The sequence below is a fragment of the Stappia sp. TSB10P1A genome (assembly GCF_900185725.1).
Taxonomy (GTDB): Bacteria; Pseudomonadota; Alphaproteobacteria; order Rhizobiales; family Stappiaceae; genus Stappia.
Genome location: NZ_FYAU01000008.1, coordinates 103,418 through 116,273, shown reverse-complemented (window position 1 = coordinate 116,273; position 12,856 = coordinate 103,418). Strand labels below are relative to the sequence as shown.

Annotated in this window: 9 protein-coding genes, 1 tRNA gene and 1 other RNA gene; 4 read left to right on the top strand and 7 right to left on the bottom strand. The window is 67.3% G+C overall.

The window, feature by feature from the left end; all coding sequences use genetic code 11:
• Nucleotides 1-161: 161 nt before the first annotated feature.
• Together TSB10P1A_RS01995 and TSB10P1A_RS01990 are read left to right on the top strand one after the other, a co-directional pair.
• Nucleotides 162-1,577, top strand: coding sequence for an FAD-binding oxidoreductase (locus tag TSB10P1A_RS01995; RefSeq protein ID WP_186386231.1), 1,416 nt, complete (start codon nucleotides 162-164; stop codon nucleotides 1,575-1,577).
• A 64-nt stretch (nucleotides 1,578-1,641) separates the two neighbouring features.
• A complete protein-coding gene (locus TSB10P1A_RS01990; protein WP_186386230.1) occupies nucleotides 1,642-5,526 on the top strand; it encodes an AsmA family protein in 3,885 nt (1,294 codons plus the stop codon).
• Nucleotide 5,527: 1 nt separating this feature from the next.
• On the opposite strand, the gene TSB10P1A_RS01985 is transcribed toward TSB10P1A_RS01990, so the two are convergent.
• The 4 genes from TSB10P1A_RS01985 to ssrA all read right to left on the bottom strand — a co-directional run bounded on the left by TSB10P1A_RS01985 (nucleotide 5,528) and on the right by ssrA (nucleotide 7,251).
• Nucleotides 5,528-5,764 (bottom strand): ribbon-helix-helix domain-containing protein, encoded by a 237-nt coding sequence (locus TSB10P1A_RS01985; RefSeq protein WP_186386229.1) that lies wholly within the window; start codon nucleotides 5,762-5,764, stop codon nucleotides 5,528-5,530.
• A gap of 2 nt (nucleotides 5,765-5,766) precedes the next feature.
• Nucleotides 5,767-5,997 carry a DUF4169 family protein gene (locus TSB10P1A_RS01980; protein ID WP_371515065.1) on the bottom strand — a complete coding sequence of 77 codons (231 nt, stop codon included), beginning with the start codon at nucleotides 5,995-5,997 and terminating at the stop codon, nucleotides 5,767-5,769.
• Nucleotides 5,998-6,043: 46 nt separating this feature from the next.
• Nucleotides 6,044-6,643, bottom strand: a complete 600-nt coding sequence (locus tag TSB10P1A_RS01975; protein WP_186386227.1) for an SspB family protein — start codon at nucleotides 6,641-6,643, stop codon at nucleotides 6,044-6,046.
• A gap of 240 nt (nucleotides 6,644-6,883) precedes the next feature.
• Nucleotides 6,884-7,251, bottom strand: a transfer-messenger RNA (tmRNA) gene (gene ssrA, locus TSB10P1A_RS01970).
• A gap of 186 nt (nucleotides 7,252-7,437) precedes the next feature.
• Between ssrA and TSB10P1A_RS01965 the strand changes: the two genes are divergently transcribed.
• Complete coding sequence (locus TSB10P1A_RS01965) at nucleotides 7,438-8,232, top strand: thymidylate synthase (RefSeq protein WP_186386245.1); 795 nt, start codon at nucleotides 7,438-7,440, stop codon at nucleotides 8,230-8,232.
• Between the two features lie 52 nt (nucleotides 8,233-8,284).
• Here the strand turns inward: TSB10P1A_RS01965 and TSB10P1A_RS01960 are convergent, their stop codons facing one another.
• From TSB10P1A_RS01960 to TSB10P1A_RS01950, 3 genes are all read right to left on the bottom strand, one after another.
• Nucleotides 8,285-9,046, bottom strand: a complete 762-nt coding sequence (locus TSB10P1A_RS01960; protein WP_186386226.1) for an ABC transporter permease — start codon at nucleotides 9,044-9,046, stop codon at nucleotides 8,285-8,287.
• On the bottom strand, nucleotides 9,043-9,969 hold the full coding sequence (locus TSB10P1A_RS01955) for an ABC transporter ATP-binding protein (RefSeq protein WP_186386225.1): 927 nt from the start codon (nucleotides 9,967-9,969) through the stop codon (nucleotides 9,043-9,045). Before TSB10P1A_RS01955 ends, TSB10P1A_RS01960 begins: the two co-directional genes overlap by 4 nt.
• A gap of 264 nt (nucleotides 9,970-10,233) precedes the next feature.
• Nucleotides 10,234-10,309, bottom strand: a tRNA-Lys gene (locus TSB10P1A_RS01950).
• 777 nt (nucleotides 10,310-11,086) lie between these two features.
• On the opposite strand from TSB10P1A_RS01950, the gene TSB10P1A_RS01945 reads away from it, so the two are divergent.
• Nucleotides 11,087-12,853 (top strand): acetolactate synthase 3 large subunit, encoded by a 1,767-nt coding sequence (locus TSB10P1A_RS01945; RefSeq protein ID WP_186386224.1) that lies wholly within the window; start codon nucleotides 11,087-11,089, stop codon nucleotides 12,851-12,853.
• Nucleotides 12,854-12,856 lie beyond the last annotated feature (3 nt).

The window sequence follows — 12,856 nt, the reverse complement described above, 5'->3', positions numbered from 1 at the left end:
CTAGTCTCCCTTTTGAATCTGAAGTTCGTTGAGAGCGTGCTGCGACCTGTGACGAACTTCAGATTCGCGAGACTAGTCCGAGATCGGCAGGATACGCAAATCGCGTAAGGCGCCCACCTACGGGGCGGAGATGCCGGTGGTCGCTCGAGCGGGAGAGAGTAATGAGTCTTGCAAGCCTTCAGGCGGCGGTTCAGCGCAACGACGAGGGGATAGACCTGGCGCTGAAGATCCTGGCGCAACGGTTCGGCGACCGGTTTTCGACCTCCGCGGCGGTGCGCGAGCAGCACGGCCACACCACCACCTGGCTGCCGAATCAGGCGCCCGACGGGGTGGTCTTCGCCCGCTCGACCGAAGAGGTCGCCGATGTGGTGCAGGTCTGCGCGCAGCACAAGGTGCCGATCATTCCCTTCGGCACCGGCTCGTCGCTGGAGGGCCATGTCAACGCGCCGGCCGGCGGCATTTCCGTCGACGTGTCGCAGATGAACCGGGTGCTGCAGGTCAATGCGGAGGATCTCGACTGCGTGGTCGAGGCCGGCGTGACCCGCACCCAGCTCAACGACTATCTGCGCGACACGGGCCTGTTCTTTCCCATCGATCCGGGCGCGGATGCGAGCCTTGGCGGTATGGCGGCAACGCGCGCGTCCGGCACCAATGCGGTGCGCTACGGCACGATGAAGGACGTGGTGCTGGCGCTGACCGTGGTGACGGCGGACGGGCGTATCGTCCACACGGGCGGGCGGGCCAAGAAGACGGCGGCCGGCTACGATCTCACCCGGCTGATGGTCGGCTCGGAAGGCACGCTCGGCATCATCACCGAGGTGACGCTCCGCCTTTACGGCATCCCGGAAGCGGTGTCCGGCGGCGTCTGCCCCTTCCCGGATCTTGGCTCCGCCTGCAACGCGGTGATCACCACCATCCAGTGCGGCCTGCCGGTGGCGCGGATCGAACTGCTCGACGCCAACCAGATCCGCGCCTGCAACGCTTATTCCAAGCTGGACCTGCAGGAGACGCCGACGCTGTTCGTGGAGTTCCACGGCACGGAAGCGGGCGTGCGCGAGCAGAGCGAGATCTTCGGCGAGATCGCCCGCGACAGCGGCGGGGGCGAGTTCGTCTGGGCCACCAAGGCCGAGGACCGCACGCGCCTGTGGGCGGCGCGGCACAATGCCTATTGGGCCGCGCTCGGCCTCCGGCCCGGCTGCAAGGGCGTCTCCACCGATGTCTGCGTGCCGATCTCGCGGCTGGCGGAATGCATCGGCGAGACGTACAGGGACGTCGAAGCCAACGGCCTGCTCGCGCCGCTGGTCGGTCATGTCGGCGACGGCAATTTCCACGTCCTGGTGCTGGTAGATGTCGACAATCCGCAGGAGATCGCCAAGACTGAAGCCTTCATCGAACGGCTCAACTGGCGTGCCATCGACATGGGCGGCACCTGCACCGGCGAGCATGGCGTCGGCCAGGGCAAGATGAAGTATCTGGCCCGCGAACATGGCGCGGGCCTCGACATGATGGCGGCGATCAAGAAGGCTCTCGATCCCGACAACATCCTCAATCCGGGCAAGATCGTAAGGCTGGACTGAGGCTTGCCGCGGATCGCGTGAACGGGAGACCAGGGCGCTGAATTCGATCTACATCACGATCGGCGTGGCCGTGATCGCGGTGCTGCTGGCAGCGCTGGTCGGACCGTTCCTCATCGACTGGACGGCCTATCGCACCACGTTCGAGCGCTATGGCGAGCAGTTGCTCGGTCACCGCGTCGCGGTGATGGGCGAGGCGGAGATGCGCCTGCTGCCGACGCCGACCCTGACCTTCTCGGACGTGCGGGTCGGCGAGCCGGAAGACCCGCTGCTGGCGGTGCGCCGCTTTGAGATGCGCATCGAACTGCCGCCGCTGTTGAAGGGCGAGGTGCGGATCATCGACCTGACGATGGAGCGGCCGAGCCTGCGCCTGTCGATCGACGAGCAGGGGCGGCTCGACTGGTTCACCGCCCGCTCTCGCAACGGGTTGATTTCCGAGGTCGATCCGGACCTGGTGATGCTGGAGCAGGCCTCGATCCGCGACGGCGAACTGACGGTGATCGACGCGCGAAACGGGCAGAACCACAAGATCGAGAATATCGACCTGCTGGTCACCGCCCGCTCGATGCTGGGGCCGTTCAAGCTGGACGGCATGGCGAGCCTGAACGGCCAGCGGGCAACCGTGGTGCTGGCGACCGGCCGCCGCGATCCGGCCGGCGGCTTGCGCCTGCGCGCCGGAGTGACGCCGGTTTCCGTGCCTGTCGACCTGGTGATGGACGGCACGCTGACCCTGTCGGACAGCCGCCCGGGCTATGAGGGTGCCTACACGCTCGCCTCCGTGACGCCTGCCGAGGAGGCTCGGCAGGCCTGGCGCAGCGAGGGGCGGTTCGCCCTCGACATCGCCCGGCTGGCGCTGAGCGAGGCCAGTTTCCGCTACGGCCTCGAGGAACGGCCGGTGACGCTGGAGGGCGGGGCGGAGATCACGCTCGCCGAGCCCTATCGCTTCGACGTCAAGGCGACGGCCCGGCAGATCGACCTCGATCGCATTTCCGGGCGCGGGCCGACGGATACGCTGGCGGCGGCGGAGACGGGAGCGACGCTGCTGGCGGCACTGCGCGGGCTGCCGCACCCGCCCCTCGACGGCCATGTCGAACTGTCCGTGCCCAGCTTCCTGTCCGGCGGCGGGCTGACCCAGGACGTGTTGCTCAAGGCGGATCGCCTGGCCAGCGGCTGGCGGATTTCTGAGCTTTCGGGGCGGATGCCGGGCCGGACCGAGTTCCTCGTGCGCGGCGATCTCGGCCTGCAGCCGGAGCCGGCGTTCCGGGGCAGCTTCGCGGCCTCGGTGGCGCAGCCGGTCGCCTTTGCCGACTGGTGGCGCAAGAACGGGGCAAGCGGGATCGCAGCGATGCCCTTTGCCCTGGAAAGCCGGCTCGACGCCGCGCCGGGCCATGTCGCACTGACCGACCTGCTGTTCGAGATCGGCGAGGACAGCGGCCAGGGCGCGCTCGCCTGGTCGGCGCCGGAGGGCGGCACGCCGGTCTTCGAGGCGGATCTCGATGCCAAGCGCATCGACGGCAATCAGGTGGCCCAGCTTGCCCGTCTGTTCCTCGGCCGGGAGCAGGGACTGGCGGCCGGCATCGCCGGCACCGGCACCGAACTGGTCCTGCGCCTGTTCGCCGAACGGGTCGATTTCGGCACGCTGTCGGCCGCTGCAACGCGGCTGCGGGCGTCCTATCGCGACGACACGCTGGTGATCGACGAGGCCCAGGTCGCCGACCTGTCCGGCGCGCGCCTCGGCGCCAAGGGGCGGATCGAGCGGCTGTCGACGGCGCCGTCGGGCGCGCTGGAACTGGATGTCGACGCCGAGCGGCTCGACGGCGTCGCGGCGCTGCTGCTGGCTCTGGCGCCGGACAATCGCGCGGTGCGGAGCTTCGCCGCCCGGCCGGGAGCCTTTGCGCCGGCGGATCTGAAGCTGAGCTTCGAGGGCGAGGCGAACCGCGGCGGCGCGGCGGCCGGTACGCTGGCGAGCCTTGTGGCGCGCGGCTCGGTCGGCGGTACCGCAATCGATGTGAACCTTGGCCTCGATGGCCGGCTCGACGACTGGCGCGCCGCGACGGTGGATTTCGAGGCAAGCTTTGCGGCGCCGGAGGCGGGCGACCTGCTGGAGCAAGTCGGTGCGACGTTGCTGCCGGTCGGCAGTCTCGGCGAGGCGCGGGTGGAGATCGGCGCGGCGGGGATTGCCGAGGACGGACTGGAGGGGCATGCCCGGCTCTATCTTGGCGAAGCGGTGCTGAGCGGGGTCGGCCGGCTCGCCCTGCCGGCGAGCGGGGATAGCCAGTATACGGCCGACCTTGCCGTGCGCGCGCCGGACCTGGTGCCCGTGGCGCTGTTGACCGGGCGGCTGCCCTCGCTCGATGCCTCGACCGCGGCCGTCGACCTGGCGGCGACGCTGGAGGGCGAGGGGGACAGGTTCACCCTGTCGGGCCTTTCCGGCGATGTCGCGGGCCTGCGGCTCGATGCGGATCTGCGCGTCGACCTGCGCCGCGCCATGGCCAGCCTCGACCCGCAGGTCAGAGGCACGATCTCCTTGTCGGAACTCGATATTTCCGAGCTCAGCGACCTGCTGCTCGGCTCCGACCAACTCGCCGCCTCCACCGGGGGCACGTGGTCGGAAGCGGCCTTCGGACCGCCGGTCGTCTCGGGCGTGGATTTGTCGCTCGACGTCACGGCGCGGCGGATGGGTCTGGCACCGCTGCCGCCGGCCAGCGATGTCGCCGCGCGGCTGTCGCTGAAGGACGATGCGTTGTCGCTCGATGTCAGCAAGGCCGGCTTTGCCGGCGGAGGATTGACGGGCGCCTACACGCTGAAGCGGTCGGGCGGCCAGGCGGGGATGACCGCCTCGCTGCATCTCGACGGGGCGCGGCTGGAGGAACTGGTCTGGCGGCGCGCTGGGCGTCCGGTGGCGACGGGCGCGGCGAACATCAATCTCGATGTCGAGGGCAGCGGCCGCTCGCTCGCCGGCATCGTCTCAAGCCTTTCCGGCGGGGGGACGCTCAGCGTCGAGAACGGGGAAATCCGCGGCCTCAACCCGGACGCCTTCGCGCTGGTGATCCGCGCGGTGGACGCCGGGCTCGATCTCAACGACGCAGCGATCCGCACCGCCTTCGCCAGCCATCTCGACGCCGGCGTGCTGCCCTTCGCAGAACTGGAGGCGAGCGCCTCGATCGCCGGCGGGGTCGCGCGGATCAGCAATGCGCGGGTCGACAACCGCGAGGCACGGGTGTTCGGCAATGCCCAGATCGACCTCAAGGCCTTGAGCCTGCAGAGCGATTTCTCGCTGCGGGTCGATCCGGGCGAGGAGGCGGTGACCGGAGCGGAGGCGCAGGTGGGCCTCGTCTTCGCCGGGCCGCTGGCCGAGCCGCAGCGCACCATCGACATCGCCCCCTTCACCGCCTTCCTGACCCTGCGCGCTTTCGAACAGGAGGTGCGCCGGGTGGAGGAACTGCAGGCCGAGATCACCGAGCGCGACCGATTGATGCGGGAAATGCGGCGGCAGCGCGAGGAAAAGCGCCGGCAGGAGCGGCAGTTGCTGGACGAGGAGGCGCGCAAGGCGGACGAAGCCCGCAGGGCCGAGGAGACGCGGAAAGCCGAAGAGGCGCGCAAGGCCGAAGAGGCTCGAAAGGCCGAGGAGGCGCGCAGGGCGAACGACGCCCGCAAGGCCGAGGAGGCGAGGAAAGCCGAGGAGGCGAGGAAAGCCGAGGCGGCCCGGAAAGCCGAGGAGGCGCGCAAGGCGGCGGAACGGGCAGCGGCCGAGCGGCGGCGGGGACAACAGGGCGAGCAGCCGGCAGCAGAGCCAACGCCGGCGGCGAGCTTCGGCGAGCGCATCCGGCGGGCATTGGACGATCCGGGAAGCACGGGAACGGCGGGTGCGGAACCGGGCAGGGGTCAGCCGATGCCGCTGCTGCCGCCGCTCGAACCCCCTGTTTTCATTGGTAGAACGCCGGACCAGTGAGTCAGGCCTTGGCCCGGCAATGGGCAAGGGCGGCAACCCGCAGGGCCGAGGACAAGGACGATGGCAGGTCGCCGCCGCCCACTGTCTCAATTTCGCGCGCATCATCGATGCGGGCGACCAGGGCAGGAAGGCTGATATTCCCGGCCTCGGCCATTTCCTCCAGCACCTCCCAGAACTCCGGCTCGAGCGCCAGACTGGTGCGGTGGCCGTGCAGGGTCAGGGAGCGCTTGGCGAGCATGGCTAGCCGCCCTCGCCGTTGCCGTGATTGTCCCCGCCGGACGTGTCCGCCGGAGAGAGCTCGCGGCGATGGCCCTCGACGTGGCGCGTGGCGGCCTCGGCAAGCGTGCGATCGCGGGTTTTCTCGGCTTTGGTGCGGCCGAACAGGCTGCGGTTGGCCGCTGCCTTCTCGTCCTTGTCGCGCCGCGCGCGCGCTTTTCGCGCCTGCCTCAGATTGACGATATCCCCGCTCATCATCCGTCCTTCGCGGTCGGAGCTGCTTGCGCGGTCCGGCCGATCCTCAGGTCTTCTTGCGAAAGGCGTCGAGCGAGACCACATCGGCGCCGCCCGGCTCGCCGGACTTGTCCTCCTTGGACACCGGCTTTTCGGGTTGATCAGAATTTTGCAAATTTTTGCTGTGAACTTGCGAAACCTTGTCCAATTTCGCGTCAACCGTCGTTTTCTCGACGCTGGCGAGCGTGGCCTCCGCCCGCTCCTGTTCGCGGGCCGCCTCGACCAGTTCCTCGGGCAGTTCCTCGGCCGTCTTGCCAGGCTCGAACTCGAGCGCGAACTGGACGGACGGGTCGAAGAAGCCCTTGATGGCGGAGAAGGGGACGAACAGCTTTTCGGGGATGCCGCCGAAGGAGAGGCCGACCTCGAAGGCGTGCTCGCCGATGGCAAGGTCCCAGAACTGATGCTGCAGGACGATGGTCATCTCCTTCGGATAGCGCTCATGCAGCCGCGAGGAGATGCGCACGCCCGGAGCGGTGGTGTCGAAGGCGATATAGAAATGATGCTCGCCCGGCAGGCCGACACGGCCGACCTCGGAGAGGATCTTGCGGACGGCACCGCGCAGGGCGTCCTGAATGACGATATCGTAGCGGATCAGGTCTTCGGCCATCGCACTTAACTGAGCGTGAGAATCTGAAAGTGTGAATCAGGTCGCGCCCAACATGGCTTGCGCAGGGGAGAATGAAAAGCGCCGATCGGTGCTTGCACCGGCCTTTTGCCCCTTGCCCCGCTTTTTTTCGCGAGGGCGAGCCGCTGGACGCCGCCATCGCCGGCCTCAAGGCGCCGCCGCTTGCCCATGCGCGAGCCAGGCGGGGCGCGGGTCAGGCGGGCCGAGGCCAGGCGGAAATCGAGTGGAGGCTTCTGTTGCCAGGTGCCTCCGGACCCCGCCTGACGGGGCTAACCGCCAGGGCTTAAAGGACTACCGGCACCGCATTACGCGGCGACAGCGTTGTCCATAGCATAGTTGTCATTTGCAACTATTGAGACGGCCCGATAACGGCGGAACCATGCCGAGCAAAAGAACGACCTTTACACCCTCGTCGATCCTATTTCGCCCCCGCCGAAACCCGCCGACCAACAGATCGTGCGGCGGGCTTGGGTGGAGGCGCCGGGTACCGCCCCCGGGTCCGATAGGCTTATTCCGAAGTCCGTTTATCGCCATAGCCGGCTTGCGCCGGCACACCGAATATAGGGGCAGGGAGGGCGGCTGAAAAGGGGCGCTTGTCGGTGAAATCGCGACTGGCGACTTTGCCTCGCGCAGCGGCTGGGGGGCGCGTGGCGGCCGGGGCAGTCTTGGTGCCGCGCCGGCCGGTGGATTGCAGGGACGGGGGCGCCGGCGTGCTTGCCCTCGGCTTGCGGCCGGGCGACGATGGCGCGGAACAGAATCGGCAGGCGGACGGCAGCGTGCGGCACTATCACGAGCTGATGCAGCGCATCCTCGACGAGGGCGTGAAGAAGACCGACCGGACCGGCACGGGAACCCTCTCCGTGTTCGGCCACCAGATGCGCTTCGACCTTGCCGACGGCTTTCCGATGGTGACGACCAAGAAGCTGCACCTGAAGTCGATCATCCACGAATTGCTGTGGTTCCTGGCCGGCGACACCAATATCCGCTACCTCAACGACCACGGCGTGCGGATCTGGGACGAATGGGCCGACGAGACCGGCGATCTCGGCCCGGTCTATGGCTATCAGTGGCGCTCCTGGCCGGCGCCGGACGGCTCGTCCATCGACCAGATCGCCAAGCTGCTGGAGCAGATCCGCAAGACGCCGGACAGCCGCCGGCTGATCGTCTCGGCCTGGAACCCGGCACTGGTCGACGAGATGGCGCTGCCGCCCTGCCACGCCTTCTTCCAGTTCTATGTCGCCGAGGGGCGGCTGTCCTGCCAGCTCTACCAGCGCTCGGCCGATGTCTTCCTCGGCGTGCCGTTCAACATCGCCTCCTATGCGCTGCTGACGATGATGGTGGCCAAGGTGACGGGCTACGCGCCGGGCGAGTTCATCCACACGTTCGGCGATGCGCATCTGTACCTGAACCATCTGGAGCAGGCGAAGGAGCAACTGTCGCGCGCGCCAAGGCCGCTGCCGCAGATGAAGATCAACGAGGCGGTGACCGACCTCTTCGCCTTCCGCTACGAGGACTTCGAGCTCACCGGCTACGACCCGCACCCGCATATCAAGGCGGCGGTCGCCGTCTGAGCGCCAAGCGCTGACGGGCGGGCCGCCTTGCGGCCCGCACCACTTTCGAAGGTCAGGACTTCAGCCGGTAACCGGTGCGGAAGATCCACCAGATCACCGCAAGGCAGAGCCCGAGGAACAGTAGCGTCATGGCGAGGCTGACGCCGACGCCGACATCGGCCTGTCCGTAGAAGCTCCAGCGGAAGCCGCTGATCAGGTAGACCACCGGGTTGAACAGCGTCACCTTCTGCCAGAAGGGCGGCAGCATCGAGATCGAGTAGAAGCTGCCGCCGAGAAAGGCGAGCGGCGTGATAATCAGCATCGGCACGAATTGCAGCTTCTCGAAATTGTCGGCCCAGATGCCGATGATGAAGCCGAGCAGGGAAAAGGTGACCGCCGTCAGCAGCAGGAACAGCAGCATCCAGCCCGGATGCTGGATCTCCAGCGGCACGAAGAGCGCGGCCGTCGCCAGGATGATCAGCCCGACGATGATCGCCTTCGTCGCCGCCGCCCCGACATAGGCGATGACGATCTCCAGATAGGAGACCGGGGCGGAGAGCACCTCGTAGATCGTGCCGGTGAAGCGCGGGAAATAGATGCCGAACGAGGCGTTCGACACGCTCTGGGTCAGCAGCGACAGCATGATCAGGCCGGGCACGATGAAGGCGCCGTAGCTGACGCCGTCGACCTCGGCGATGCGCGAGCCGATGGCCGCGCCGAAGACCACGAAATAGAGCGAGGTGGAGATGACCGGGGAGACGATGCTCTGGAACAGGGTGCGGCCGGTGCGGGCCATCTCGAACCTGTAGATCGCCTTGATGGCATGGATATTCATGACGGCGTCCTCACCAGGTTGACGAAGATCTCCTCCAGCGAACTCTGCCGGGTCTGCAGGTCGCGGAAGCGGATGCCGGTGGCGTTGAGGTCCTGCAGCAGGGTGGTGATGCCGGTGCGCTCGCCCGTCGTGTCGTAGGTGTAGATCAGCTCCTCTCCATCGTCGGAGAGTTCGAGATTGTGCGCCGAAAGCCCGTCCGGCACGGCGGCGAGAGGGACGGCGAGGTGCAGGGCCAGTTGCTTGCGGCCGAGCTTGCGCATCAGTTCGGCCTTTTCCTCGACAAGGACGATCTCGCCCTTGTTGATGACGCCGACCCGGTCGGCCATCTCCTCCGCCTCCTCGATGTAATGGGTGGTGAGGATGATGGTGACGCCGGTGTCGCGCAATTCGCGGATCACCCGCCACATGTCGCGGCGCAGCTCCACATCGACGCCGGCGGTCGGCTCGTCGAGGAACAGCACGCGCGGCTCGTGGGCGAGCGCCTTGGCGATCAGCACGCGGCGCTTCATGCCGCCCGACAGGGTGACGAGCTTGCTGTCCTTCTTGTCCCACAAGGAGAGGTCGCGCAGCACCTTTTCCACGATCTCCGGGGCCTTGGGCTTGCCGAACAGGCCGCGGCTGAAGGAGACGGTCGCCCAGACCGACTCGAAGGCGTCGGTGGTGAGCTCCTGCGGCACGAGGCCGATCAGGGAGCGGGCGGCGCGGTAGTCGCGGACGATGTCGTTGCCATCCACCGTGACGGTGCCCGACGAGGCATTGACGATGCCGCAGACGATGCTGATGAGCGTCGTCTTGCCGGCGCCGTTGGGGCCGAGAAGGGCAAAGATCTCGCCCTTCTCGATCTCGAGCGACACGGTTTTCAGCGCCTGAAAGCCGGTGTCATAGGTTTTCGACAGATCGGAAATGGAAAGGATGGGTGCCATGAACAGGGCCGGATGAGAGAGGGAAAGGGAACGCGCGGGGCAATGCGGGCTCGACCGGCGTTGGGGAGGCCGTCTCGAACCGGGGTTGCGACCCATATAGGAACGATCGGGTGGTTCAACCAACCCGTGCGGGGAAAAAGATTGGGGCGGGGAGGCCCGCGGGGCCGCGCATCCCGATGCGCCAGGGCGCGCGCGCGGATCGGCTGACGGGAAAAGCCCGCGTGCCTTCCGGCGAATTTTCCGGCGATTTCAGAGAGAAGGAAGTGGTGGGTGCACGGGGATTCGAACCCAGGACCGGCTGATTAAGAGTCAGCTGCTCTACCAACTGAGCTATACACCCACAAGCCTTGCGGCCGTTCGGGACTGCCCTGCATGCGATCCTGATGATCAGGCTTTGCTGCAACAGCATCCCGCAGCGGAAAGCGTGTGTCGCCGACCGCTGTGAGACGGGTGTATACAGAGGCTTGCCGGGAGATGCAAGTTTCTTTTCGGCGATCATGGAACTGGCCGTTGAAACGGGGTGCGGACGCGGCCTTTGGCGCGCAAAACCGCGGCTTTGCCCCTGGGGATATCTTTTGACCAGGCAGGGCGGGGGGCGAACCTGGGCGCAGGCCGGCGGAACGGGGAGGGCGCGCCGGCCTCGCCCGGGGCGTTCGGCCGGTGCGCGGGGGCGCTGGCAAGATTCGGCAAGTCCGCAGGATGCTTTGCGAAATTTCCGGATAATGCGCTTGACCGGGCCAGACGCTGCGTCTAGGTTGCGCGGCGTCGGATCGGGTAAGTCGCCAGATGACCCTGTCATCAGCGTCCGCCGACCGATTGCCCAGACGGACAGGCCACGGGCCGGGTTCAGGACGGGTTTTGGCAACACCGCCGGACAGGACGGATTTGACGTGACGAAGAGCATCGGGCTCATTCTTGTATGCGGGGCGCGCGCGGCCGGGACGAGGTAACACTCGGGTTCCCAGACAGCTCAGCGCGCGCAAGGCCTCCACCGGAGGCCTTTTTTATTGGCCGCATGCCGGAGGGCGCCCGGACCTGACTTGCGCGGGACGACGTGGCGGATGACGGAAACGAAGCGGTCGGGGCGAGGACGCCGCGACGATCGAGGACAGGAACGATGAAGCGCGAGATGACCGGCGCCGAAATGGTGCTGCAGGCACTCAAGGACCAGGGGGTCAAGCATGTGTTCGGGTATCCCGGCGGTGCCGTGCTTCCGATCTATGACGAGATCATCCAGCAGGACGACATCGAGCACGTTCTCGTGCGCCACGAGCAGGGCGCCGGCCACGCTGCCGAGGGCTACGCCCGCTCGACCGGCAAGCCGGGCGTCGTGCTGGTCACCTCCGGCCCGGGCGCGACCAACATGGTCACCGCGCTCACCGACGCGCTGCTCGATTCCATCCCGCTCGTCTGCATCACCGGCCAGGTGCCGACGCATCTGATCGGCAGCGACGCCTTCCAGGAATGCGACACGGTCGGCATCACCCGCCCCTGCACCAAGCACAACTGGCTGGTGAAGCGGATCGAGGACCTGCCGCGCATCCTGCACGAGGCCTTCTATGTCGCGACCACCGGCCGTCCGGGACCGGTCGTCATCGACGTGCCGAAGGACATCCAGTTCGCCACCGGCATCTACGAGCCGCCGACCAACATCGCCCACAAGTCGTACCGGCCGAAGGTCAAGGGCGACATCGAGGCGATCCGCCATGCGGTCGAGCTGCTGGCGCGGGCGAAGAAGCCGATCCTCTATACCGGCGGCGGCGTCGTCAATTCCGGCCCGGCGGCGACGCAGCTCCTGCGCGAGCTGGTGCAACTGACCGGCGCGCCGATCACCTCGACGCTGATGGGGCTCGGCGCCTATCCGGCCTCCGGCAAGCAGTGGCTGGGCATGCTCGGCATGCACGGCACCTATGAAGCCAATATGGCGATGCACGACTGCGACGTCATGATCTGCATCGGCGCGCGCTTCGACGACCGCATCACCGGCCGGCTCGACGCCTTCTCGCCGAAGTCCTTCAAGGTGCATATCGACATCGACCCGTCCTCGATCAACAAGACGGTCAAGGTCGACATTCCGATCATCGGCGACGTCGCCCATGTGCTGGAGGACATGGTGCGGCTGTGGCGGACCGGCGGGCACAAGCTCGACGCCGCCGGGCTGAAGGGGTGGTGGGAGCAGATCGACCGCTGGCGCGTGCGCAACTCGCTCGCCTACCGGCCGTCGGACGACATCATCATGCCGCAATACGCCATCCAGCGGCTCTACGAGGCGACCAAGGGGCGAAAGACCTTCGTGTCCACGGAGGTCGGCCAGCACCAGATGTGGGCGGCCCAGTTCTTCGGCTTCGAGGCGCCGAACCGCTGGCTGACCTCGGGCGGGCTCGGCACGATGGGCTACGGCCTGCCGGCGGCGATCGGCGCGCAGGTGGCGCATCCGGACGCGCTGTGCATCGACATCGCGGGCGACGCCTCGATCCTGATGAACATCCAGGAGATGTCGACGGCGGTGCAGTTCGGCCTGCCGGTGAAGGTCTTCATCCTCAACAACCAGTACATGGGCATGGTGCGCCAGTGGCAGCAGTTGCTGCATGGCAACCGGCTGTCGCATTCCTACATGGACAGCCTGCCGGACTTCGTGAAGCTGGCGGAGGCCTTCGGCGGCCACGGCATCATCGTCGACAAGCCGGGCGATCTCGACGGCGCCATCCAGGAGATGATCGAGACGCCGAAGCCGGTGATCTTCGACTGCCGGGTGGCCAACCTTGCCAACTGCTTCCCGATGATCCCCTCGGGCAAGGCGCATAACGAGATGCTGCTGCCCGACGAGGCCAATGACGAGGCGGTGGCGAAAGCCATCGGCGCGGCCGGCAAGGCGCTGGTCTGAGAT